Genomic DNA, 23,515 nt, shown 5'->3' with positions numbered 1-23,515 from the left:
CGGGCCCGCGCGCAAGGAGGGGGCCCGGGCCCAGGTCGAGCTGGTCGGCGCGGAACTGGGGCGGCAGCAGGAGATGCTGTACGCCTCGGCGCAGGGCGCCGCCGGACCGGGCGGCGCCACGAGCGCGCCGGCCCAGGCGGGCGCGGGGCTCGGTGAGGGCCGGCCGCGCCGGCTGCTGCTGGTGCTCCAGGCGATGGACTGCGGCGGCAAGGACGGCACGGTGAAGCGGGTGGCGGGCGCAATGAACCCGCTCGGGCTGCACATCCGCTCGTTCGGGCCGCCCACCGAGGAGGAACTGCGGCACGACTTCCTGTGGCGGGTACGCCGGGCGCTGCCGCCGCCCGGGTACGTGGGCGTGTTCAATCGCTCGCACTACGAGGACGTGCTGATCGCCCGGGTCGAAGGGCTTGTCGACGAGGCGACCTGGCAATCCCGGTACGCGATCATCAACGACTTCGAGCGGGAACTGGCCGAGCAGGCGGTGACCGTGATCAAAGTCATGCTGCACATCTCGTACGCGGAGCAGGGCGAGCGGCTGATGCAGCGGCTGACCGACCCGACGAAGTTCTGGAAGTACAACCCCAGTGACCTGGACACCCGGGCACGATGGGACGACTACCAGGCGGCGTACGCCGAGGCGATCGAGCGGTGCGGCGCCGACGACGCGCCCTGGTTCGTGGTCCCGGCGGACCGCAAGTGGTACCGGGACTGGGCGGTAGCCCACCTGCTGCGCGAGACGTTCGACGAGTTGTATCTGGGGTATCCGCCTGCCGATTTCGACGTTGAACGGGAGCGTGACCGGTTACGGAGCCAACTCGGCGGGTGATCAGGTGAACGGAAGGTGAACGAGCGGTGAATCGGGCTTGACCAGGGGTGGGCCGATCGAAAGCCGCCTGGACGCGATCCCTAGCATGCGCAATGCAGACGCCCGGGCGGCGACGGCCACCCTTCCACCGACACGACGAGGTCCGTGCTGTGAAGTTTTCCTTCCGTCCCACCGAGGGCGCCTTCTACGAGCTCTTCACCAGGGCCGCGCAGAACCTGGTCAAGGGGACCGACCTGCTCAACGAGCTGGGTCTGCCCGGCGCCGACGTGCAGTCGATCAGCGAGCGGCTGACCGACATCGAGCACGACAGCGACCAGATCACGCACGAGCTCTACAAGAAGATCAACTCCACGTTCATCACGCCGTTCGACCGGGAGGACATCTACCGGCTGGGCTCGCTGCTCGACGACGTGATGGACCACCTGGAGGCGGTCGGCAACCTGCTCTACCTGTACGGCCTGACCAAGCTCCCGTCCCTTCCGCGTGAGCTGCACGAGCTGGTCAACGTGCTCGACCTGCAGGCCAAGCTCACCGCCGAGGCGATGCCCCGGCTGAAGTCGATGAAGGATCTTGAGGACTACTGGATCGAGTGCAACCGGCTCGAGAACGACGGCGACCAGGCGTACCGGATGCTGCTGGTGCGCCTCTTCTCCGGTGAGTACGACGCGCTCACGGTGCTGAAGATGAAGGAGGTGGCCGACGAGCTGGAGGCCGCCTGCGACGCCTTCGAGCACGTCGCCAACACCGTCGAGACCATCGCGGTCAAGGAGTCCTGATCCAGTGAGTCCCGAACTCATCGCCGTGCTGGCGGTGATCGCGGTCGCCATGGCGTTCGACTACACGAACGGCTTCCACGACGCGGCGAACGCGATCGCCACCAGCATCTCGACCCGGGCGCTGACCCCCCGGATCGCCCTGGCGCTGGCCGCCGTCGGCAACTTCGTCGGCGCGCACTTCGGCGCCGGCGTCGCCAAGACGGTCGGCGACGGCCTGGTCACGTTGCCGACCGGGGTGGAGAGCCTCGGCGTGGTCTTCGCCGGCGTGCTGGGCGCGATCATCTGGAACCTGATCACCTGGTACTTCGGCCTGCCGTCCTCCTCCTCGCACGCCCTCTTCGGCGGCCTGGTCGGCGCGACCCTGTTCGCCGCCGACGGCATCGTCCAGTGGGGCACCATCATCGAGAAGGTCCTCATCCCGATGGTGCTCTCGCCGGTGGTCGGCCTGGTGCTCGGCTTCCTGGTGATGCTGGCGATCATGTGGCTGTTCCGGAAGGGGCAGCCGGGCAAGCTCAGCCGCGGCTTCCGCTGGGCGCAGACCGCGTCCGCCGCCGCCATGTCGGTCGGCCACGGCATGCAGGACGCCGCCAAGACCATGGGCATCATCGTGCTGGCGCTCTACACCGGTGGCTTCCAGGAGAGCAAGACCCACATCCCGGGCTGGGTCTTCTGGACCTCCGCGGCGATGCTGGCCGCCGGCACGTACGCGGGTGGTTGGCGGATCATCCGGACGCTCGGCCGGAAGATCATCGACCTCGGCCCGGCGGAGGGCTTCGCGGCCGAGACCGTCGCCAGCGCGGTGCTCTACTTCAACGCGCTGGTGCTCAAGGCGCCGATCTCCACCACGCACACGATCACCTCGGCGATCATGGGTGTGGGCGCGACGAAACGGCTCTCCGCGGTGCGCTGGAACGTGGCCGGCAACATCGTGATCGCCTGGATCATCACGTTCCCGGCCGCCGCCGCGATCGCCTGCCTCGCGTACCTGCTGGTCCGCCCCCTGTTCTGAGCTCCCGCGCAACGACGTCGAGGGGTTCCCCGCCGTGGCGGGGAACCCCTCACGCGTAGGAGACGCCGATCCGGGCCTTGATGTCGTCGATCAGGCCCATCACCTCGAGCGTGGCGGCGTGCGGCACCAGCGGGCTCTCGGTCAGCCCGGCCGCCAGGCAGCGCTGCACCTCGATCGCCTCGTACTGGTAGCCGCCGCCGGTCAGGTCCGCCGGGATCGTCTCCGGCTCGGCGCCGGCCCGGTGCAGCACGGCGTGCGCGGGCCGGAAGAACAGCTCGGGCAGGTCGATCCGGCCGGTCGTGCCGGTGATCGACGCGGTGATCGCTGTCGCGCCGACCATGCCGCAGCTGAGCGTCGCCACCGCGCCGGAGTCCCAGCCGAGCACCATGCCGGTGTTCTCGTCCACCGCCTCCGGGGTCAGCTTCGCCCACGCCTGCACGTGCTGCGGCACGCCGAGCACCAGGTGGGCCAGGCTCAGCGGATAGACGCCGAGGTCGAGCAGCGCGCCGCCGCCGAGTGTGCGGGCCCGCATCCGGTGCTCCGGCGGGAACGGGCCGGCCACGCCGAAGTCCGCCCGTACGTGCGTCACCTCGCCGATCGCGCCGTCCCGGATCAGCTCCAGCACGCGCAGGATCAGCGGGTTGGTCCGCATCCACATGGCCTCCATGAGGAACAGGCCCCGGGCACGGGCCGTCTCCACCAGCTCGGTGGTGGTCGGCAGGTCCAGCGTGCACGGCTTCTCCACCAGCACGGCCTTGCCGCCGGCCAGGCACGCCAGCGCCGCCTCGTGGTGCGCCGCGTGCGGGGTGGCCACATAGATCGCGTCCACGTCCGGGTCCGCGGCCAGTTCCGCCCACGAGGCGTACGCCCGCGGCACGTCGTGCCGGCGCGCGAACAGTTCGGCGCTCTCCCGGGTACGCGAACCGACCGCGACCAGTTCGGCGTCCGGCACCAGCCGCAGGTCCTCGGCGAAGCGGGCGGCGATGTTTCCGGTGGCCAGGATTCCCCAACGCGTCATGCCCGGCACGCTATCCCTTCCCGCTGCGGGACCGGCAGGGTGATCCACCGGTCGGGACGGCTCAGCGGGGGGTGTCGGCGACGGCCAAGGCGGCCAGTTCGATCGTCGCCCGCCGCGTCGCCAGCGTCGGACGGTCGTGTTCCAGGTGCGCGTACGCGGCCCATGCCCCGGTCGAGCCGTCGAGCTGTTCCCGCAGGATGTCGGCGTGCCCGGCGTGCCGGTTGGTCTCGGCCAGCACGTGGACCATGACGTTGAACAGCTTGACGTCGGGGCGGGGCCACCACGGCACGTGGCCGGGCGCGTCGATGGGGAGGGCCTCGATGGTCGCGTCCGCGTGCTCCCACGCCCGTCGGTAGCGGCCGATCACCTCCTCGCGGGTCTCGTGCTCGGTCGCCCACATGTCGGCGCCGTCCGGATCCGGATCGTCCCACCGGGGCAGCGGTTCCGGGAACGGCCTGCCGAACACCTCGCCGAAGTACCGGGCCTCTGTGAACGCCAGGTGCTTGACCAGGCCGAGCAGGTTGGTGCCGGACGCGGTCAGGGGGCGGCGCACGTCGTACTCGGACAGCCCGTCGAGCTTCCACAACAGCACCTCGCGGATCTGACGCAGGTCGTTGTGCAGATACTGCTTCGCGAAGTCGTCGATCACAGGTCACCACCCTGCCAGGCGCGGCCGGCCGCCGTAGCCCCGTGCCGGCGCCCGCCGGACCGCCCGGAGGTGCGCGACCGGCCGCACGGTGCGGGAAAGGGGCTTCCGCGGTCTCTGTCGCTGAGCCCTCGAAACGTCCATCTGAACGTCGGACCGGCGAACACGGAGCGTGCAGATTGCGCAGCGTCACGGCGGCTGTCCGCTACTCGTCAGGGCCGAGTATCCAAAAGGGGTTTACCGGGCATAAACCGACCCCGCTCTCGGCTTGGTGAAGGTGCTTCCGCCGCCTTTGCTCTGCAGCCTTTGGCGCACCGCCTGCGGAGGGTCACCGTTGCGGATTCGGCTGCAGAGCAAAGGCGGCGGAGGAGTGCCCCCTGGTCAGACGTAAAAACTACCCAGTGTGATTGAATCGCCCGCTTGTAGAGCGCGGGTCCCGCGTACGCCGACGAGCACGACCGGACTGCACACCGTCTCATGAACGGCACGCCATCGCCTCGTGCTCCGGGACCGGCAGGTGATTCACCCGTCGGGACGTCAGGCGTCTCCCGTGCCATCGCGCCCGGCCCTGGATGCCCCGGGCTGCGGCGTGGCCACCAACCGCTGGCTCGCCCGGGCCGGACGGCCGTTCATCGTCTCCACTGCGACTTCGCGGCTGGCGACGAGGTGGAAATCGCCAAAGAGATGGTCCAGCCAGTCGGTGGTGTGGTGTCGGCACACCGCCCCGTCGTCGGTCTCGAATATCCCGTAGGTGCCGTACTTGGCTGCGAACCGTTCGTACCGGGAACGGTTACGGTGATCCTCCTGCAGGCACAGGTCACTGACATAGATGAGCCCGCCCGGCCGTAGCACCCGACGCAACTCCGTCACCAGCTCCCGCTGTCCGGCGTCGTCGGGTATGCACGTCAACACCGCGAACAGCAGCACCAGGTCGACGCTGTCCGCCTGGTGGTCGAGCTGCGGAGGATTGGTGAGAACCGTGAATTGCGCGCCGGCCTGCTCGTTCTTCGCGCGGCTGACGAGACGGGGCGCGACATCCACCCCCTCGACATTCTCGAAGCCCTGCTGCACGAGCAGCCCCGCCAGCCGACCGTAACCGCACCCGTAGTCGAGAACGCGTGCCCGCCGATCGATGCCGTTCAGCCACGGAAGTGCGACCGGGTGGCCGAAAGTCTTCGCGGCACCCTTGGAGTTCCAATACCCCACCTGATTGTTGAGATCCGTCATCCGAGGAGTATCGGCGCAATCGGCGGAGGGCGGCGGCATCGGGCGGCGGGGCGGCGTCGCCCGTTACGGCACTAGGCTCGCCGCATGACGATCGACGGCTTCGCCGCACCCCCCGCCCTGGTGGAGCACGCTCGCCGGTTCCGGGCCGAGGGCGCCGTACCGGCCGTGCCCCGGGTCGCTGCCACCGTGCTGCTGCTCCGCCCGGCCGGCGACGGGTTCGAGGTCTACATGATCCGCCGGGTGGCGGCGATGACCTTCGGCGGCATGTACGCCTTCCCCGGCGGCGGGGTGGACCGCTCCGACTCGGAGGCACACCTCGGCTGGGCCGGCCCGGACCCGGCGGCGTGGGGTGTGCGGCTCGGACTCGACCCGGCGGCCGCGCAGGCGGTGGTGTGCGCCGCCGCCCGCGAGGTCTTCGAGGAGGCGGGCGTGCTGCTCGCCGGGCCGGACCCCGACACGGTGGTCGGCGACGTGAGCGGCGACGACTGGGAGGCGGCCCGGCAGGACCTGGAGGGACGGCGGGTCGGCTTCGCGGACCTGCTGGCCGGGCGCGGCCTCACGCTCCGGTCCGACCTGCTGCTGCCGTGGAGCCGGTGGATCACCCCGGAGTTCGAGCCGCGCCGCTTCGACACGTACTTCTTCGTCGCCCTGCTGCCCGAGGGGCAGCGGACCCGGGACGTGTCCGGCGAGGCCGACCACACGCTGTGGCTGCGCCCGGCGGACGCGCTGGCCCGCGCGGAGGCCGGCGAGCTGACCATGCTGCCGCCGACCATGGTCACGCTCGCCGAGGTCGCCGCCGCGGGCGACCTCGGCGGCGTGGCGCGGGATGCGGCGGAGCGCGACCCGGGTACGCCGATCCTGCCGTACATCGAGGGGCTGGACGGCGCCGAGCCCAGCTTCCGCCTCAGCCGAAGCGACCGGTGATGTAGTCCTCGGTCTTCTTCTGGCTCGGGTTGCTGAAGATCTTCTGCGTGTTGTCGTACTCGATCAGGCGGCCCGGGTCGCCGGTCTTCTCGATCGAGAAGAATGCGGTCCGGTCCGACACCCGCGCGGCCTGCTGCATGTTGTGCGTGACGATGATGATGGTGAACTTGTCCTTGAGCTGGAACATCAGGTCCTCGATGGCCAGCGTGGAGATCGGGTCCAGCGCCGAGCAGGGCTCGTCCATCAGCACCACCTGCGGCTCGACCGCGATGGTGCGGGCGATGCAGAGCCGCTGCTGCTGACCGCCGGACAGGCCCGCGCCGGGCTTGGCGAGGCGGTCCTTCACCTCGTCCCACAGGTTCGCCGAGCGGAGCGCCCGCTCGGCGGCCTCCTCCAGGATCGACTTGCGCCGCACGCCGTTGAGCCGCAGGCCCGCCACCACGTTCTCGAAGATGCTCATGGTGGGGAACGGGTTCGGCCGCTGGAAGACCATCCCGATCATCCGGCGGACCGCCGTGACGTCCACGTCGCGGTCGTAGATGTCCTGGTCGTCGATGGTGAGGCTGCCCTCGACCCGGGCGCCGGGCAGCACCTCGTGCATCCGGTTGATCGACCGCAGGAAGGTGGACTTGCCGCAGCCGGACGGCCCGATCAGAGCGGTGACGGTCTTCGGCTCGACGGTCAGGTTGATGTTCTCGATCGCCTTGAACCCGCCGTAGTAGGCGGTCACGTTCGTGGCTTCGATGCGCTTGGCCATGGTGGCGGTACCTCCGGGGTTCATCGGCCGAGCCGGTTGCGGCGGGACAGCAGCTTCGCCGCCACGGTGAGGACGAGGACGAGGGCGACCAGGGTCAGCGCGGCGGTCCACGCCCGTGCCGGCGAGTACCTCGACGCCTCACCGGCCTGCTGGTAGACGAAGAGGGCCAGCGACGACTGGTTGTTCTCGAACGGGTTGAAGTTGATCGCCGCGCCGCCGCCGGCGACGAGCAGCACCGGCGCGGTCTCACCGGCGGCCCGCGCGATGGCGAGCATGACGCCGGTGACGATGCCGGGCAGCGCGGTCGGCAGCACGACCCGCAGGATGGTCTTCCACTTCGGTACGCCCAGGGCGTACGCGCCCTCGCGCAGCGGCGCGGGCACCAGGCGGAGCATCTCCTCGGTGGAGCGGACCACTGTGGGCAGCATCAGCACGCTCAGCGCCAGCGCGGCGGCGAAGCCGGAGAAACCGGGCCGCCCGTCGTTGAACCACGGCGAGACGATCAGCACCCAGAAGGCCAGCACGAACAGGCCGGTGACGATCGACGGGATGCCGGTCATCACGTCCACGAAGAAGCGGATGGTGAACGCGAACCGGCCCCGGCCGTACTCGACGATGTAGATCGCGCAGAGCACGCCCAGCGGCACCGTGATCAGCGTGGCGATGCCCACCTGCTGCAGCGTGCCGACGATCGCGTGGTACGCGCCGCCGTTGGCGTCCCGCGACCCGATGTTGTTCATCGAGGTGCCGAAGAAGTTCGCGTCCAGCCGCTCGGAGCCCTTGCTGACCAGCGTCCAGACCACCGAGGCCAGCGGCAGCACGGCGAGCACGAACGCGGAGTGGATCAGCGCGCTCCAGGTCCGGTTGCGGGCCGACCGGCGGCCCTCAACCGCGTTCGCCGCGACGAACAGACCGGCCAGGTAGAGCAGCGCGCCGACCACCACGACCAGGACCGGGCCGCCGATGCCGGCGCCGTACACGATGCCCGCCGCGAGCAGCAGCGCCGCGACGGCGATGGCCGGAGCGGCGTACGCGGGAAGTCGCCTCGCCCGCAGCGTGGCCGGCTGGGCCGGCGGGCGCGGGCGGCGGGAGGTGAGGGTGGTGGTCATGCGGCCGACTCCGTGAACTCGCGCCGCCGGTAGATGATCGCCCGGGCGGTGATGTTGACGATCAACGTGATCGCGAACAGCACCAGGCCGGAGGCGATGAGCGCGCCCCGGCCGGTGTCGTTCGCCTCGGCGAACCGGTTGGCGATGTTCGCGGCGATCGAGTTGCCGCCGCTCTCCAGGATGTTGAACGAGATGGCGTACGTGGAGCCGAGCGTGAGCGCCAGCGCGATGGTCTCGCCGAGCGCCCGGCCCAGGCCGAGCATCACCGCGGCGATGACGCCCGGGCGCCCGTACGGCAGGACGGCGGTGCGGATCATCTCCCAGCGGGTGGCGCCGAGCGCGAGCGCGGCTTCCTCGTTCGCGGTCGGGGTCTGCCGGAACACCTCGCGGGACAGCGAGGTGATGATCGGCAGCACCATGATCGCCAGCACCACGGAGCCGAGCAGGATCGAGTTCCCGTACGGGCCGTCGCCGAAGATGGGGATCCAGCCGAAGTACCTGTTCAGCCAGGCGGACAGGTCGGCGACCGGCTGGGCGAAGTAGTCCCGGCCCCAGAGGCCGAAGACGACGCTCGGCACGGCGGCCAGCAGGTCGATCAGGAAGCCCAGGGCGTTGCCGAGCCGCCGGGGCGCGTAGTGCGACAGGTACAGGGCGATGCCCAGCGCGACCGGCACCGCCATGAGCAGCGCCAGCAGCGAGCTCAGGACGGTGCCGAAGGCGAGCGCGCCGATGCCGAACTGCGGCGGGTTGTCGTTCGGGAACCAGCCCTCGAACGTCCAGAACGACTCGGTGTTCGCCCGCAACGCCGGGACGGCCTTGGCGACCAGGAAGATCGCGATGGCCGCGATGACCACCAGGACCGTGGTGCCGGCGGCCAGGGTCAGGCCGCCGCCGAGGCCACCGTCGGGGCGGCCCGGGTTACCGGGGCGCTCGGCCACACGCGCCGAGGCACCGGCGGGTCCCTCGTGGCTCGTGGCCACGGGAGTCCCGCCGGTGCCGGCGTGGGCCGAGCGCTGAGGGGTGTCACCCATCTGCTCGCTCGCTTCGCGTTGAGGAGGTGTCGGTCGGGAGCGTCAGGAGAGGCTCTTGACCGCGGCCTCGACCTTGGTGCGGACGGTCTCGGGCAGCGGGGCGTAGCCGAGCTCGACCAGCTCCTTCTGCCCCTCGGCGCTGGCGGCGTGGCCGAGCAGGCCCTTGACCAGCGGCAGCTTGTCGGCGGCGAGGCCCTTGCTGCAGACGATCTCGTAGGTCGCCAGGACGATCGGGTACGCCCCGGCCTCCTTGGTGTTGTAGTCGATCGACATCTTCAGGTCGTTGCCCTGACCCTCGAACTTGGCGCCGGCGATGGTCTTGCCGGCCGAATCACCGGTCAGCTCGACGAACTCGCCGTTACCGTTCTTGACCTTCGCCATCTTCAGGTCGGAGTTCTCGGCGTACGACCACTCGACGTAGCTGATGGTGCCGTCGGTGCTCTTGACCTTGCTGGCCACGCCGTCGGACTTGGCCGCGCCGACGCCGCCCGGGGCCTTCCACGCCTTGGAGTTGCCGAGCGTCCAGTCCGCCTCGGCGGTCTTGGAGAGGTACTTGGTGAAGTTGTCGGTGGTGCCCGCCTCGTCGGCGCGGTGCACCGCCTGGATCGCGGTCGACGGGAGCTTGGCGTCCGGGTTGTCGGCCTTGATCGCCGGGTCGTCCCACTTGGTCACCTTGCCGGCGAAGATCTTCGCCAGGGTGGCCGGGCTGAACTGGAGGTTGTCCGCGCCGCTGACGTTGTAGACCACGGCGACCGGGCCGATCACCATCGGCAGGTTGAGCGCCTGGCCGCCGACGCACTTGGCGTCGGCCTGCGGCTGCTCCTCCGGCTTGAGGGGGGAGTCCGAACCGGCGAAGTCTGCGGTACCGGCGATGAAGGCCTGGATGCCGGCGCCCGAGCCGCTCGGCTCGTAGTTGATCGTGGTGCCGGCGCACTTCTGCTGGTACGCCTTGATCCACTCGGCCATGGCGTTCTTCTGGGCCGAGGAGCCCTGCGCGTTCAGCGTGCCCGTCGCGCAGTCCACCGCGGCGGTGGAGCCGGAGGCGCCGGCGGGCTCGTTGTTGTCCGAGCCGCAGGCGCTGAGACCGAGAACCGCGGTAAGAGCGAGACAGGCGATGGCGCCGTGCCGCTGGAGCTTCACTTCAGGGGTTTCCCTTCACGTCTTTGGTCAGGTCGCCCGGAGTGCCGGGGGCCGGCGCTGACCGGCTGACACGAAAGGTAGGAGGGCCAGGTGGACGGTTCGCCGGACGCAAGTGAACGCGCGGTGAACACGTTCAGCCGACGAGATGGCCGTACGCTGAGGAAGGGTTGTCCATTTCGTGAACTAGCAGCCTGGTATCGCCTTTATGGCGATTTTCCGGGGCCGCGGAACGCTCAGCCGCGCTGGTAGTTGACGTGCGCGGACCACATGGCGAAGCCCAGCCGCTCGTAGAGCGCGACGGCGGCGGTGTTGCTCTCGTCCACGTAGAGCATCACCCGGTCCAGCCCGCGCTCGTCGCGCAGGTGGGTCAGGCCGGCGGCGGTGAGCACCCGGCCCAGCCCGCCCCGGTGCGCGGACGGGTCGACGCCGAGCACGTAGACCTCGCCGATACGGGCCGAGCCCGGCCGCTCGTGCACCTTGGTCCAGTGGAAGCCGAGCAGCCGCCCGGTCGTGGAGTCGACGGCGAGCAGGAAGCCGGCCGGATCGAACCACGGCTCGGCGATGCGTACGCGCAGGTCGTCGAGCGTCCACTTGCCCTGCTCGGGGTGCTGGGCGAAGGCCGCGTTGTTCACCGCCAGCCACGCCTCGTCGTCCTCGCCGGGGCGGAACGCGCGAAGCGTCACGCCGTCCGGCACCACCGGCTCGGGCAGTTCGGGGGTCAGCGGACGGCGCATCTGCCAGAGCACCCGCGCCCGGGCGAAGCCCAGGTCGACAGCGAGCGCGGCGGCCGACGGGTGGTCGCCGTGGGCCCAGGCGCGCAGCGGACCGGGCGCGGCGTCCACCACGCCCCGGGCCAGCGCCCGGCCGACGCCGCGCCGCCGGTACGCGGGATGCACGACCAGTTCGGCGCCGACGCCCTCGGCCGGGGCGGTGACGTCGAGATGCGCGTACCCGGTGAGTGTGCCGTCGGCGGTGCGGGCGGTGAGGTGCACGGCGGGCGCCTCGGGGTCGCGCAGCCGCAGCAGCACGTGCTCGTCGAGCGGGTCGGCGCCGTCGGTGTCCCCGGCGGCGCGGGCCAGCGCCAGCACCTCCGCGACCTCGGCCGGTGTCAGCCGGTCCGCCCGGTCGATCCGGTCGGTTGCGGGGCCACTGGTCGGCTCGGGGCTCATCTGAGTCACGGTAGCCGCCGTCCGGGGGCGGTTCGCGCCGGACGAGGGCGGCGGTCGGTGGCGCTCGTCACTGCGGGCCGACGGGCAACGACTCCAGCTCGAACCGCGCCAGTATCTCGGGCAGGAGTTGCTGCAACGCCGCGACCGTGCCGGAACGGTCCCCGCCCGCGTCGTGCATGAGCACGATCACCCCCGGTCCCATCTGTGTGCGGATCCTCGACTCGATGGTGAGCGCGCCCGGCGCCCTCCAGTCCGACGGGTCCACGCTCCAGTGCAGCGGGGTGAGGCCCAGGTCGGCGCAGGCCGAGATCACCGGGCGCGTCCAGGCCCCGCCCGGCTGGCGGTAGTACGCGATCCGCGCCCCCGGCGCGGCGGCCAGGATCGCGTCGTTCGTGCGCAGGATGTCGGCCCGGATCGTCGCCGGGGACCGCTTGCCCAGGTCGACGTCGTGCTCCCAGGAGTGGTTGCACAGGGTGTGCCCCTCGGCGACTATCGACCGGATCAGATCCGGATGGGCCTCGGCGTTCTCGCCGACGACGCAGAACGTCGCCTTCACGCCGTACTGGGCCAGCAGCGCGAGCACCTGCGGGGTCCAGCGCGGATCGGGGCCGTCGTCGAAGGTCAGCGCGACCCGGGACGAGCCGGTGACGACCAGGCTGCCGTACGGGCCGTCGCCGCCCGGTTCGACCGGGGCGGCGTCCGGCGCGGCGTCGGGGCTCGGCCCGGCGGTGGCCCGGCCGCCGGGGAAGTCCGTGCTGGGCGGCTGGTCGGCGTAGCGCGGTCCGTTGAGCGCGGTGGTGGCGCCGGCGTTCGACGGCGGGTGTTCCGGGACCAGGCTGCGGCCCAGCGCGAACGCCGAGCCGAGCAGGCCCGCGAGCACCACGGTCACGAGCCCGGTGGCGCGCAGCGTCGGGCCCCGCATCAGCGGCACCGGCCGTTCGTCGCCCCCGTGTTCACCGCACGCACCGCCGCCCCCTTTGCCCGGTAAATCCGGCAGTCAGGATATGTCTGACTGATCGGGCAAAAAGGGCGTTCTGCGGAAATGCCCCCTACCGGAGTGGGGCGTGGGCGGTCAGACCGGCAGCGGCGCGGGCTCCGACTCCGGCAGCGAACGCGACGGCGGGACGACGAACTTGTAGCCCACCTGGCGGACCGTGCCGATCATCGACTCGTACTCCGAGCCGAGCTTGGCGCGCAGGCGCCGCACGTGCACGTCGACCGTGCGGGTGCCGCCGAAGTAGTCGTAACCCCAGACCTCCCGCAGCAGCTGGTCCCGGGTGAACACCCGCCCCGGGTGCTGGGCCAGGAACTTCAACAGCTCGAACTCCTTGTACGTGAGGTCGAGCGGGCGGCCCTTCAGCTTGGCGGCGTAGGTGTCCGGGTCGATGTTCAGCTCACCGGCCCGGATCGAGCCGCCGGCGCCGGCGGTCGCGTTGCTCAGCCGGCCGACGGCGAGCCGCAGCCGGGCCTCCACCTCGGCCGGCCCGGCGCCGGCCAGGATCACGTCGTCGACACCCCAGTCCGCGTTGAGCGCGATCAGGCCCGCTTCGGTGACCACCGCGACGAGCGGTACGCCGAGCCCGGTGGCGTGCAGCATCCGGCACGTGGCGCGCGCCTCGCTCAGTTCGGAGCGGGCGTCCACCAGGACGGCGTCCGGCGTGGGGCCGGAGACCAGCGTGCGGACGTCGCGGGGTGCGGTGCGGACCGAGTGCGGCAGCAGGTCGAGTGCCGGCAACACCGCCGACGGCTCACCGGCCCGTGCGGTCACGAGCAGCAGGAGCTCCACGATCACCTCCGTCCCGGCGGCCCTTCGGCCGCGCGCGACCAGCGACACGCCCGGGTGAGGGCGGCGCTGTGAACTTGCGTGGGTCCCGGCGTCGCTGACGGGCGGGTAACGGCCTGAGCGTAACCGATGGACCCGCCGTCACCTCCGGGGTGCTTTCCCGTTTGCCCCTTCTGCCCTTGATCGCGGTGCAGGTTTTAACGTCACCGAAACCGGGACCTCCGCCGAGCCGCCCGGGTCTGGCACGATCGGGGCGTGTTTCCCTCCACCTCGCGCGACACCGGTCGTGAACCGTGGGCCGACGACCCGTCCGCCGGGCCCTCCGGCCCCGCCCGTGGCTACCCGCCCGCCCCGCGTACCGGCCCCGCCGACGAGGAGGGCGACCGGCCGGAGCGGAAGGGACCGCGTCGGCTACGGAAGGGCGGACCCGGCCGGCGCGCCGACGACGAGTCCGACGAGGCGCCCGAGGAGGAGATGCCACCGGTCCCGGTCCGCCGGCCGCTGGCGCTCACCGTCGCCGGCTTCGCCGCGCTGCTCGGCGTCGGCCTGGTGCTCGGCGCGCAGACCTCCGGCCCCGGGCACCGGCTGCCGTTCGCGGCCATCATCTTCGGCGTCCAGATGCTCTTCGTGCTCGCCTGGACGATGGCCATGCGACCGCCCGCCCTGCTGGTCGTCGCCCTGGTCAGCGCCGGCACGGCCGTGATCGCCGACGTCGCGGCGGTCCAGTCGGACATCGCCGGCCTGGCCCCGCTCGGCTACGCCGCGGCCGCCGGGCTGCTGCTCGCCGTGCTGGGGCAGCTCGTCCGGCGGGTGGACCGGGTCCGGGTGACCGACTCGCTCGGCGGCACCCTGCTCATCGTGGTGGGCGTGGTCGCCTTCGGCACGCTCGTCGTGCTCAGCCGGATTCCCAAGGGCACCCAGGCGATCACGGTCTGCCTCACCGCCGCCGGGGTGGCGTTGCTGGTGGCGCGGCTCACCGACGCGGTGGCGCCGTGGCCGCGGCTCGCCCCGCAGGTGCCGCGCGGCGCGGCCGGCGTGGTCGCGGGCGCGATGCTCGGCACCCTCACCAGCGCCCTGCTCGGCAGCTACCTGGTCGGTTTCACCCCGACCAGCGCCGCCCTGGTCGGCGTGGTCAGCGCCGCCACCGCCGTCCTGGCCGACCTCGCCGTGGGGTACGCCGAGGCGGGCCGCCTGATGGCCGGTGAACCGCCGACGATGTGGGTGGCCCGGCACATGCAGGGGCCGCTGGGCGGATTCGCGCTGGCCGCGCCGGCCGCGTACGCGATGTGCGTGCTGTTCCTCTGAAACGGTTGGGGAAGATTCGCCTCGGGTAAGTACGGTTGCGCCGCGAGACGCGGTGACGGCGGCGAGGACGGGAGGCGGCGTGGCAGAGGCGTATCCGGCGGAGGGCCGACCGCGGCGACGCGGCCGGAAGGTGCTGATCGGCTTCGTCGTCCTGCTGCTGGTGCTGGTCGGGCTGCTCGTCGTCGCCGACCGGGTCGCCGCCGGGGTCGCCGAGCGGGCGATCGCCGACCAGGTGCGGCAGGAGATCGCCAAGCAGGACGCGCAGTCCGCCGCGCCGCAGGTCGAGGTGGGTGGCTTCCCGTTCCTCACTCAGGTGCTCGACGGCCGGTACGAGCGCATCTCGATCCAGCTCACCGACGTGCGGGGCGCCGTCCAGGGTGACGCCGTGGAGGTGCCGAAGCTGGACGTGGACGCGCGCAACGTGACCGCGTCGCTGGACACGCTGCGCTCCGGCCGGGGCGACGTGGTGGCCGAGAGCGTGGACGGGCGGGGCACCGTCACCTACGAGAGCCTGGCCAAGCTGCTGGACCGTCCCGGGCTGACGCTCGGCGAGCGGAACGGCAAGCTCGCCGTCACCGCCCCGGTGGACATCCTCGGCGTCAAGCTCACCGTCAACGGCACCGCCGACGTCACGGTGGCCGGCGGCAAGGTGGCGCTGCGCTTCAACGACCTCACCGCCGACGGCCTGCCGAACGTGCCGCTGGCCCGGGCCGCGCTCACCCGGTACGCGCAGGGCATCTCGATCGACGTGCCGCTGCCGGAGCTGCCGTTCCAGCTCAACCTGCGCAAGGTGGAGCCGAAGCCGGAGGGCCTGGTGGTCACGGCGGACGCGGCGAACGTGCCCATCAACTCCGCCGGCTGAAAGCCGTACACGGCCGGTCCGGGGAGCGGGCCGGCCGTCCCGGATGCTGGTCGGCCTGGTGGCAGCTGTGGCGTGGGCTGGTAATCTCCCTGCCCATGGGGACCCACCTCACCAAACGGCGCGCGGTCGACCTGTGCCGCGTGGCCACCTGCCTGTGTCGCCCCGTCATCTGACGGCGGGGCTGTCTCCGGCCGCCTGAACGGCGGCCACCCAGGGTCCACGAACCTCTCCCGGTTCCCCTCAACGCCCGGCAGCGGCGCCGTCGCACGTACCCGTGATCCGTTCCTAGCTCTGGGTCCCGCGCGTGGTGCGACAACAATCGACATCGATCTCCGCGCGCAGGCTCACCAACCATCCTCACCAGGGAGTGATCTGATGAGTCGCGACACCGCACTCGTTTCGGCCGAGTGGGCCGAGAAGAACCTCGGCGCCCCGGGCGTCGTCTTCGTCGAGGTCGACGAGGACACCTCGGCCTACGACACCGGGCACATCGCCGGCGCCGTCAAGCTCGACTGGCGTACCGACCTGCAGGACCAGGTCCGCCGGGACTTCGTCAACAAGAGCCAGTTCGAGGCGCTGCTGTCGGACCGGGGCATCGCCAACGACGACACCGTGATCCTGTACGGCGGCAACAACAACTGGTTCGCCGCGTACGCGTACTGGTACTTCAAGCTCTACGGCCACGGCGACGTCAAGCTGCTCGACGGCGGCCGCAAGAAGTGGGAGCTGGACGCCCGTCCGCTCGTCACCGACGTGGTGGAGCGGCCGAAGACGCAGTACGTCGCGCAGGAGCCGGACACCTCGATCCGCGCGTTCCGCGACGAGGTGGTAGCCGCGATCGGCACCAAGAACCTGGTCGACGTGCGCAGCCCCGACGAGTTCGCCGGCCGCCTGCTCGCCCCCGCCCACCTGCCGCAGGAGCAGGCGCAGCGGGCCGGCCACATCCCGACCGCGATCAGCGTGCCGTGGTCCAAGGCGGCGAACGAGGACGGCACGTTCAAGTCCGACGACGAGCTGCGCAAGATCTACGCCGACGCCGGGCTGGACGACAGCAAGGAGACGATCGCGTACTGCCGGATCGGCGAGCGCTCCTCGCACAGCTGGTTCGTGCTCCAGGAGCTGCTCGGGCACCGCAACGTGAAGAACTACGACGGTTCCTGGACCGAGTACGGCTCGCTCGTCGGCGTGCCGGTGGCGCTCGGTGACGAGCCGGGGGAGGCCTGATGACCGCCACCTCCGCCGCCTCGACGGCTGCCGCCGGCTGCGCTGCGCCGGACCAGGCCGCCCCCCTCCCGGCCAGCCTGGACCTGGAGAAGGAAACCGTCATCACCGGCCGTGTGCTGTCCGAGTCCGGCGAGGTCGTGCCGGGCGCGTACGTGCGGCTGCTCGACTCCACCGGTGAGTTCACCGCCGAGGTGGTGACGTCGCCGGCCGGGCAGTTCCGGTTCTTCGCCGCGCCGGGCTCGTGGACGCTGCGGGCGTTGTCCCGCCAGGGCAACGGCGACACCGCCGTCGCCGCGGCTCGCGGGATCAACGAGGTGACCGTCTCGGTCGCCGCCTGACCCACGCTCTGATCGTGGCCCGCCACCCCAGCCGGGTGGCGGGCCACGAGCCGTTCCGGTGACTGTGCGGCTTGCCCGTGGCTGGCAGGCTGGACGGCGGCGCGCCCCGGACGCGCCGGAGGGGGATCAGGTGCCCGACGACGCCGCTGCCCACGCAGTTCGCTATCTGATCGACTTCATCGACGGCAACCGGGGTGAGGAGATCGCCCGCGAACTCCAGCGCACCGCCGGGTCCGGCCGCGCGCGCCCGTTCGACGTCTCGGTCGCCAGCCTCGACACGGACCTGTCGTTCCTCACGAAGCGGGCCACGCTCGTCACCGACAAGCTGGTCCTCTCCCAGCCCGGCGGCAAGCACTGCTACCTGGCCAACCGGGAGACCTGCAAGAGGTGCGGCAAGGATCCGGATCACTGCGACCCGCGCTGCCGGTACGAGGACATCCGAATCGACCAGCTCTACGCCGAATGCGACGACCTGGACCGCCTCGGCGCGTACCTGCGGGACTGCGCGCCGCTGCTGGAGCTGGGGCAGCTCGTCTACTTCCCGCAGACCTTCCGCCGCACCCACCTGGAGTCGCGCGCGCCGGACGCCCAGTCGACCTCCTCGCCGTTCGACACGATGGGCCGGATCGAGCTGGGCGACAACCCGGACCGCACACTCGACCTGATCGTCAAGGGGCACCGGGTCGTCGACGTGCCGAGCGGGGATCCGGTGAAGGCGCGGCTGGTGACCCCACTGCTCCAGCTCGACCTGCCGATGCTGGAGGGCACCTCGCTCCGGGACTACTGCGCCATCCTGACCCAGGAGAGCGACGCGCTCGCCGCGACCCAGGCGTACCTGCGCGGCCGGATGCTGGACGTCGACACGGATCCGGACAAGGCGCTGGTGCAGCTCGCGAAGCTCGACGCGGAGATCCAGGAGGGGGTGCGGGCGGCTCGCTCCGAGGTCGCCCGGGTGGCCCGGCGCTCGGCGGTGCAGGCCGCGGGCGCCGCGGTGGCGACCGTCGCCGCGACGCTGGTGGCGGTCGAGGGCACCCACCTGGCGCCGGTGCTCGGCATGCTGGGCGCGGGCGGGTTCTTCTCCGCGGTGCTCGCCGCCGACCAGTACGCCGACCGTCGTGGCGAGCTGCGGCAGCGCCCCTTCTACCTGCTGTGGCTGCTGTCCCGCCGGTCCGTCCCGGCCTGACCGGGCGTGCCGAGGCGCGGCCGGGTGCCTCGCCGGCACGTGACACCATTGCCGGGTGACTGCCGTCGAGACGGGCTACGCCCCGCCCAACCCTGGAGATCAGCCGGGCGCCGGCCGGCGTCGGCTGCGCTGGCTGACGGCCGCCACTGTGGCGTGGGCCGTGCTGCTGGCCGGGCTGACCTGGTGGTCGGTGCGGACCGACCCGCCGACGGTCAAGGAGCAGCGCTCACTGGACCAGGCCGGTCCGGTGGTGGACCGGGCGATCGGCGAGCTGACCGGCGCGGTCGGCGCCGACGGCGTACCCGCGCTCGTACCGGACCGCCTGGAACGCGGCTGCCGGATCACGCCGATGGACTCCGGCGCGACGCTCGAGCGCGGCGTCGAGGTGGCGATCGGCGGCGACGACGTACGCGAAGTGCTGCGACGCGTCGCCGACCGGCTGCCGCAGGCGTGGCGGGCGGGCGTGTCGACGTTCGACGGCGAGCCGCTGCTGCGCGCCGACGCGGGCGACTTCGTCGCGGTCGAGGGCCGGGCCGACGGCCCGGGCCGGATCCTTCTGACCGCCGCGACCGGCTGCCGGCCGCTGGGTTCCGGCTACCGCGCGCCGACCGCCGACGCCGCTGCCGAAGCCGCCGCGCTGGCGTCGGCGCTGGGCCGGTGGGGCGGCGCGACCGGCGCGGTCCAGGTCCTGACCGCGCCCTGCCCCGGTGGGGGCGCGGCCCGCACCGCCCGGGGTGAGGCCGCCGCGCCGGCGGATCAGCCGCTCGCCGCCGCGTTCGGCGGTGGCATCGCGCCGGTGGTGGACTCCGCCGACCGGTACGCGCGCCCCGGCGAGCCGGCCGTGCTGGCCGAGCGGGCCGACGAGCGGGTGCGCGTGGCGGTGACCACGCCCTGCCCGGCCTGACTCACCGGCCGGGCAGCCCGAGCGGCGGCGGTGCCGGTTCCTCGTGCGGTTCCCGGCTGCGGCCCAGCGCGTCCACCCGGCCCCAGCGGCCCGGGATGTCGAGCAGTTCCACCCGGCCCATCCCCGGCGGTACGGCCGGGTCGATGATCAGGTGCTCGCCCTGCGGCTCCAGTCCCAGGATCACCCGTAGCAGCAGCAGAGGCGTACCGGCGGACCACGCCTGCGGGCTGCACGCGGTGGGGTACTCCACCGGGTAGTCGGTGAGGCCACGTTCGTAGCCGGCGAACACCTCGGGCAGCCGCCCGTCGAAGAAGTGCGACGCGCAGAGCAGCGCGTCGCCGATCCGGCCGGCCTCCTGCCGGAAGCCGTACCGCCACAGACCCCAGGCGATGATCGAGTTGTCGAACGGCCACACCGTGCCGACGTGGTATCCGACCGGGTTGTACCGGCCCTGGTCGTCGGCGAGCGTGCGTACCCCCCAGCCGGAGAACAGGCGCGGGCCGAGCAGATGGGCGGCGACCGCGGGGGCCCGGGACTCGTCCACGATGCCGCTCCACAGCAGGTGGCCGATGTTCGAGGAGAGCGCGTCCACCTGCCGCCCGCGCGGATCGAGCGCCAGCGCGTAGTACTCCCGGTCGGCGATCCAGAAGTCGCGGTTGAACCGTTCCTTCAGCGCCGCCGCCTCCTGCTCCAGCCGGTCCGCGTACGCCGGATCCTGCCAGTAGGTGCGGGCCAGGCGGGCGGCGCGCATCTTCGCGTCGTACGCGTACCCCTGCAGCTCGCAGGTGGCCCGGGGGAACTCCGGCATCCGCCCGTCGGCGTAGGAGATGGCTTCCGGTGAGTCCTTCCAGCACTGGTTCGGCAGCCCCGTCTCCGGGTTGCGGGACATGTACCAGACGTAGCCGGTGCCGAGCAGGTCCCCGTACGTGTCGAGCCAGGTCAGCGCCGCCCGGGTCTCGTACTCCAGCTTGCGTACCAGATCGGCGTCCCCGGTCCACCGCTCGTACTCGTCGAGCAGGATCACGAACAGCGCCGTCGTGTCGGCCGCGCCGTAGTACGGCGAGTGCGGCTGTTCCTCGAATCCGGCGCTCTCGCCGTAGCGCAGCTCGTGCAGGATCTTGCCCGGCTCCTCGTCGCGGAAGTCGTCGACCCGGCTGCCCTGAAGACCGGCCAGCATGATGATCGTCGGTTTGACCAGGTCGGGGAGGAACGGCAGCACCTGGAGCGAGGTGAAGATGCTGTCGCGGCCGAACAGCGTCATGAACCAGGGCAGGCCGGCCGCGAGCAGCCGGACGCCGAGCGTGATCGACTCGTACCGGAGCGCGGCCAGGTCGTTGAGGCTGCGCCGGTACGCGCTGGCCAGCGGCTCGCAGTCGCAGCCGAGCTTCGGCGCACGGCTGATCAGGGCGCTCTGCTCGGCCTCGATCTCGGCCGCCGTGCGCTGGCCGCCCAGCGGCAGGATGGCCCGGATGTCCTCACCACGCGCGCCGTAGATGATGGTGCTGACGTGCAGCCGGGTGGTCCACTCGCCGTGCGGGCTGATCCGGACCCGGAAGGTCATCCCGTCCGCGTCGACCTCGACCGGCGCGCTGCTGGTCACCAGCGTCTCGCGGCGGAACGCCTCCCGGCGGTAGGTGAGCCGCAGGCCGTTCGGTTCCACCGTCGGCGTGGTGAGTCCCTTCTTGTCGCGCCGGTTCTTGATCTCCAGAAGGTCGGCGAAGTCGGAGCCGATGTCCAGCCGGAGGTGGAACTCCTGTTCCTGCTCGGAGTGGTTGAGCACGGTCAGTTCCTCGTCGAGGCTGCCGCCGATGGCGCGGCTGCGGATCACCGAGACGTTGGCGTCCAGGTAGTGCGTCGGCTCGCCGGGGACCAGGAAGAACCGCGTCTTGTACGACAGCGAGTCGTCGATCGAGAGCGCGTGCAGACGTTGCCCGTCGATGGTGAGGAACCAGGTGGACAGGAACCGGGTGTCGAAGGAGAACAGCCCGGTGGGGAAGTCGTACGACGGTTCGATGTTGCCGCGATCGTCGCTGACCAGGAACGTGTTGCCGTCGAGGATGCTGACCCGGTCCTTCACACCAGCCGCCGGACGTGCTCGCGGGCGGCGTCCCGGGGGTCCCGCACGTCGGGCCGTTGCGGCAGGAATCGGCGGAACGCCAGGAACAGCACGACGTGGCCGCTGAACGTGGCCTCGTTGCGCAGCACCGCCGCCATGCCGGCCGCCCGCCCGGTGACGAGCTTCTCGAACAGCTCGGTGGACAGCGTCAGCACGCCGTCCGCCGGCCGTAGCTCCTCCCGGCTCACCTGTGCCGTGCCGGGGGCCAGCGTCACGTACCAGTGCTCGGTGCGGTTGCCGTCGGCCAGGTCGATCTGGAGTGTCCCGCCGATCGGGCTGTTCAGAACGGCTGCGGCACGCGCCGGCAGCGACGCGAAGAACTCCTGGATGGCCTGACTCACATTCGCATGGTAGGCAGCATCCGGACATGCCGGGTCAGGATCGGCGCACTGGGCAGAATGGACAACCCGGGCCGGTTGTCAGTAGACCAGCGCCTGTGCGCCCTCGGTCATCGCTTCCTCGACGAACACGGCGGCGCCCGCGATGCGTACGCCGGGGATGACGTCGCCGGTGCCGATGTCCCGCCGGGCCGCGCACTGGGTGCAGGCGGTCACCCGGCCGGTGGCCAGGACGACGTGCAGCAGCTCGCCCAGTGGCGCGGAATGCGGCAGCTCGAACGACTCGGCCCGGCCGGGGAGCGCGAACCAGGTCGATTCGCCGGTGAGCCAGAGCGAGACGTCCACCCCGGCCGCGGCGGCGGTGGCGGCGACTGTGAACGCCTGGGCGCAGCGTTCCGGGGAGTCCGCGCCGGCGGTGGCCTTGACGACGAGAGAGCGCGCCATGCCACCCAGCATAGGATGGTCCGGATGGTTACCGAGATCGGGTTCGTCAGCCTGCTGGTCGCCGGCCTGGGCGCGCTCGCCGGTGGCCTGGCCTATCTCGCGGTCCGCATAGCTAGAGGTAAGTGGTGAATCTGTGAGTGAGAATCCGCTTCAGCCGCCGTGGTTGAACGCGCCGCCGGTCGAGGAGTACCCGTACGAGGAGAGCCACGACCTGCGCGTCGGCCCGAAGCTGCACCCGAGCCTGGACGGCCTGCTGCCGTACATCGGGGTGTGGCGCGGCCGGGGCCGGGGTGGGTTCCCGACGATCGAGGACTTCGACTACGCGCAGGAGATCCGGATCAGCCACGACGGCCGGCCGTTCCTGTTCTACGAGTCGCGGGCCTGGATCCTGGACGAGCAGAGCCGTCCGGTCCGGCCGGCCGGCCGCGAGGTGGGCTGGTGGCGTCCGGTGCTCGACGGTGAGCGGGTCACCGACGAGCTGGAGGCGTTGATGACCACGCCGACCGGCGTGATGGAGCTGCACATCGGCAAGCGCAAGGGCACCCAGATCGAGTTCGCCACCGACGCGGTCGTGCGTACCGCGACGGCGAAGGAGGTCACCGCCGGCGCCCGGCTGTTCGGCATCGTCGAGGGCGCTCTGCTGTACGCGCAGGAGATGGCCGCCGTGGGTCAGCCCTTGAGCCCGCACCTCTCCGCCCGCCTCACCCGGGTGGCCGGCTGACCCGTCCCGCTTCCCCGGTTGATCATGAAGTTGACGGCGTCGGCTGCCCGATTTGTCACCGCCAACTTCATGATCAACGGGGGGAGGGCCGGGGGAAGTTCAGGAGGGCCTGGATGCGGGGGGTCAGGGGGGAACTCGGGCGGGGGGTTCCATTCAGGGTCGTGACCTCTGTGGGGCCGCGTAGTGAGCTGGTCAGCCAGATCGCCTCGGCGGCGTGCAGGTCGGGCACTGTGGGCAGGTGCTCGGCCGGGGTCAGGCCCAGCTCTCCGGCACGGCTCACCAGGTGGTGGGCGGTCACGCCGGGCAGGATGCCGGTCTGCGCCGCCGGCACCGTGCAGAGCGTCCCGCCACGCAGCCACACCACGTTCGCGGTGGGTCCCTCCAGCACGTAGCCGTCGGTCGAGACCCAGAGCACGTCGTCCACGCCCGTCCGCTGCGCCCAGCGCCGGGCGGCGGTGCTGAGCGCGTACGAGGTGGACTTCACGCCGTTCGGCAGCCACCCCAGCTCGGGGCGGGACCGGGCGGCCACCCCGAGCGGCAGCGTGGCCACCGTCACCCCGGTACGCCGAGCCAGCCGGGCGGCGGCGGGCACCTCGCCCAGCGTGGCGTACACCGTGGCCCGCCCGCCGCCCTCCGGCCCCCGGGTGCTGACCAGCCGCAACGCG

The 23,515-nt window shown here is 71.7% G+C and carries 27 protein-coding genes; 13 read left to right on the top strand and 14 right to left on the bottom strand.

Annotated elements, in window-relative coordinates:
* The 3 genes from KBX39_RS02295 to KBX39_RS02285 all read left to right on the top strand — a co-directional run.
* Positions 1-826: PPK2 family polyphosphate kinase (locus tag KBX39_RS02295; protein ID WP_210868947.1), on the top strand; the 826-nt coding region annotated here is incomplete at its 5' end.
* A gap of 149 nt (positions 827-975) precedes the next feature.
* On the top strand, positions 976-1,602 hold the full coding sequence (locus KBX39_RS02290; protein WP_030504473.1) for a DUF47 domain-containing protein: 627 nt from the start codon (positions 976-978) through the stop codon (positions 1,600-1,602).
* Between the two features lie 4 nt (positions 1,603-1,606).
* Positions 1,607-2,611, top strand: a complete 1,005-nt coding sequence (locus KBX39_RS02285) for an inorganic phosphate transporter (protein ID WP_030504472.1) — start codon at positions 1,607-1,609, stop codon at positions 2,609-2,611.
* A 49-nt stretch (positions 2,612-2,660) separates the two neighbouring features.
* On the opposite strand, the gene KBX39_RS02280 is transcribed toward KBX39_RS02285, so the two are convergent.
* The 3 genes from KBX39_RS02280 to KBX39_RS02270 all read right to left on the bottom strand — a co-directional run bounded on the left by KBX39_RS02280 (position 2,661) and on the right by KBX39_RS02270 (position 5,502).
* Complete coding sequence (locus KBX39_RS02280) at positions 2,661-3,629, bottom strand: Gfo/Idh/MocA family protein (RefSeq protein ID WP_043330895.1); 969 nt, start codon at positions 3,627-3,629, stop codon at positions 2,661-2,663.
* A gap of 61 nt (positions 3,630-3,690) precedes the next feature.
* Positions 3,691-4,278 carry a DinB family protein gene (locus KBX39_RS02275; RefSeq protein ID WP_210868945.1) on the bottom strand — a complete coding sequence of 196 codons (588 nt, stop codon included), beginning with the start codon at positions 4,276-4,278 and terminating at the stop codon, positions 3,691-3,693.
* A 534-nt stretch (positions 4,279-4,812) separates the two neighbouring features.
* Positions 4,813-5,502, bottom strand: a complete 690-nt coding sequence (locus KBX39_RS02270) for a bifunctional 2-polyprenyl-6-hydroxyphenol methylase/3-demethylubiquinol 3-O-methyltransferase UbiG (RefSeq protein WP_174536653.1) — start codon at positions 5,500-5,502, stop codon at positions 4,813-4,815.
* An 84-nt stretch (positions 5,503-5,586) separates the two neighbouring features.
* Here KBX39_RS02270 and KBX39_RS02265 point away from each other — a divergent pair, with 84 nt between their 5' ends.
* A complete protein-coding gene (locus tag KBX39_RS02265; protein ID WP_104112849.1) occupies positions 5,587-6,426 on the top strand; it encodes an NUDIX domain-containing protein in 840 nt (279 codons plus the stop codon).
* On the opposite strand, the gene pstB is transcribed toward KBX39_RS02265, so the two are convergent.
* From pstB to KBX39_RS02230, 7 genes are all read right to left on the bottom strand, one after another.
* A complete protein-coding gene (pstB, locus tag KBX39_RS02260) occupies positions 6,407-7,183 on the bottom strand; it encodes a phosphate ABC transporter ATP-binding protein PstB (protein ID WP_013288829.1) in 777 nt (258 codons plus the stop codon). The two genes, KBX39_RS02265 and pstB, sit on opposite strands and share 20 nt — an antisense overlap.
* Before the next feature lie 20 nt (positions 7,184-7,203).
* Positions 7,204-8,292, bottom strand: a complete 1,089-nt coding sequence (gene pstA, locus KBX39_RS02255; protein ID WP_043328005.1) for a phosphate ABC transporter permease PstA — start codon at positions 8,290-8,292, stop codon at positions 7,204-7,206.
* Positions 8,289-9,323 (bottom strand): phosphate ABC transporter permease subunit PstC, encoded by a 1,035-nt coding sequence (gene pstC, locus KBX39_RS02250; RefSeq protein ID WP_210868943.1) that lies wholly within the window; start codon positions 9,321-9,323, stop codon positions 8,289-8,291. The genes pstA and pstC overlap by 4 nt, the downstream gene beginning before the upstream one ends.
* A gap of 42 nt (positions 9,324-9,365) precedes the next feature.
* Positions 9,366-10,463: a phosphate ABC transporter substrate-binding protein PstS gene (gene pstS, locus KBX39_RS02245; RefSeq protein WP_210868941.1), complete on the bottom strand. Its 1,098-nt coding sequence runs from the start codon at positions 10,461-10,463 to the stop codon at positions 9,366-9,368.
* Positions 10,464-10,696: 233 nt separating this feature from the next.
* The gene (gene mshD / locus KBX39_RS02240; RefSeq protein ID WP_210868939.1) at positions 10,697-11,632 is read right to left on the bottom strand and encodes a mycothiol synthase; all 936 of its coding nucleotides are present in this window, start codon (positions 11,630-11,632) and stop codon (positions 10,697-10,699) included.
* A gap of 67 nt (positions 11,633-11,699) precedes the next feature.
* A complete protein-coding gene (locus KBX39_RS02235) occupies positions 11,700-12,554 on the bottom strand; it encodes a polysaccharide deacetylase family protein (RefSeq protein WP_210868951.1) in 855 nt (284 codons plus the stop codon).
* Positions 12,555-12,704: 150 nt separating this feature from the next.
* Entirely contained in the window at positions 12,705-13,424 is a 720-nt protein-coding gene (locus tag KBX39_RS02230) for a response regulator transcription factor (RefSeq protein ID WP_176722767.1), read from the bottom strand.
* Between the two features lie 246 nt (positions 13,425-13,670).
* On the opposite strand from KBX39_RS02230, the gene KBX39_RS02225 reads away from it, so the two are divergent.
* From KBX39_RS02225 to KBX39_RS02200, 7 genes are all read left to right on the top strand, one after another.
* Positions 13,671-14,720 (top strand): hypothetical protein, encoded by a 1,050-nt coding sequence (locus tag KBX39_RS02225; RefSeq protein WP_064446713.1) that lies wholly within the window; start codon positions 13,671-13,673, stop codon positions 14,718-14,720.
* A gap of 79 nt (positions 14,721-14,799) precedes the next feature.
* Positions 14,800-15,582 carry a DUF2993 domain-containing protein gene (locus tag KBX39_RS02220; RefSeq protein ID WP_030504460.1) on the top strand — a complete coding sequence of 261 codons (783 nt, stop codon included), beginning with the start codon at positions 14,800-14,802 and terminating at the stop codon, positions 15,580-15,582.
* 95 nt (positions 15,583-15,677) lie between these two features.
* The gene (locus KBX39_RS33975) at positions 15,678-15,755 is read left to right on the top strand and encodes an Ms5788A family Cys-rich leader peptide (protein ID WP_310503780.1); all 78 of its coding nucleotides are present in this window, start codon (positions 15,678-15,680) and stop codon (positions 15,753-15,755) included.
* Between the two features lie 202 nt (positions 15,756-15,957).
* A complete protein-coding gene (locus tag KBX39_RS02215) occupies positions 15,958-16,806 on the top strand; it encodes a sulfurtransferase (RefSeq protein ID WP_030504459.1) in 849 nt (282 codons plus the stop codon).
* On the top strand, positions 16,806-17,144 hold the full coding sequence (locus tag KBX39_RS02210; RefSeq protein ID WP_064446712.1) for a DUF1416 domain-containing protein: 339 nt from the start codon (positions 16,806-16,808) through the stop codon (positions 17,142-17,144). Before KBX39_RS02215 ends, KBX39_RS02210 begins: the two co-directional genes overlap by 1 nt.
* A 58-nt stretch (positions 17,145-17,202) precedes the next feature.
* Complete coding sequence (locus tag KBX39_RS02205; protein ID WP_312245598.1) at positions 17,203-18,327, top strand: hypothetical protein; 1,125 nt, start codon at positions 17,203-17,205, stop codon at positions 18,325-18,327.
* A 55-nt stretch (positions 18,328-18,382) separates the two neighbouring features.
* On the top strand, positions 18,383-19,231 hold the full coding sequence (locus KBX39_RS02200) for a hypothetical protein (protein ID WP_210868937.1): 849 nt from the start codon (positions 18,383-18,385) through the stop codon (positions 19,229-19,231).
* 1 nt (position 19,232) lies between these two features.
* Here KBX39_RS02200 and KBX39_RS02195 read toward each other — a convergent pair whose 3' ends face one another.
* The 3 genes from KBX39_RS02195 to KBX39_RS02185 form a co-directional block, all read right to left on the bottom strand.
* On the bottom strand, positions 19,233-21,308 hold the full coding sequence (locus tag KBX39_RS02195) for a glycogen debranching N-terminal domain-containing protein (protein ID WP_210868935.1): 2,076 nt from the start codon (positions 21,306-21,308) through the stop codon (positions 19,233-19,235).
* Positions 21,305-21,688, bottom strand: a complete 384-nt coding sequence (locus KBX39_RS02190) for an SCP2 sterol-binding domain-containing protein (RefSeq protein WP_043328019.1) — start codon at positions 21,686-21,688, stop codon at positions 21,305-21,307. Before KBX39_RS02190 ends, KBX39_RS02195 begins: the two co-directional genes overlap by 4 nt.
* Before the next feature lie 78 nt (positions 21,689-21,766).
* A complete protein-coding gene (locus tag KBX39_RS02185; protein ID WP_043328020.1) occupies positions 21,767-22,141 on the bottom strand; it encodes a DsrE family protein in 375 nt (124 codons plus the stop codon).
* A gap of 12 nt (positions 22,142-22,153) precedes the next feature.
* Between KBX39_RS02185 and mtfM the strand changes: the two genes are divergently transcribed.
* Together mtfM and KBX39_RS02180 are read left to right on the top strand one after the other, a co-directional pair.
* Positions 22,154-22,258: a small membrane protein MtfM gene (gene mtfM / locus KBX39_RS33740; protein ID WP_043330899.1), complete on the top strand. Its 105-nt coding sequence runs from the start codon at positions 22,154-22,156 to the stop codon at positions 22,256-22,258.
* Between the two features lie 4 nt (positions 22,259-22,262).
* The gene (locus KBX39_RS02180; protein ID WP_030504451.1) at positions 22,263-22,850 is read left to right on the top strand and encodes an FABP family protein; all 588 of its coding nucleotides are present in this window, start codon (positions 22,263-22,265) and stop codon (positions 22,848-22,850) included.
* A 73-nt stretch (positions 22,851-22,923) separates the two neighbouring features.
* Here KBX39_RS02180 and KBX39_RS02175 read toward each other — a convergent pair.
* Positions 22,924-23,515 (bottom strand): aminotransferase class IV (locus KBX39_RS02175; RefSeq protein ID WP_210868933.1); only part of this gene is annotated, 592 nt, incomplete at its 5' end.

The organism is Micromonospora sp. D75, from assembly GCF_018070405.1.
GTDB lineage: Bacteria > Actinomycetota > Actinomycetes > Mycobacteriales > Micromonosporaceae > Micromonospora > Micromonospora chalcea.
Note: the sequence above shows the minus strand (reverse complement) of the source record. Positions and strands in the feature narration are given on the sequence as shown.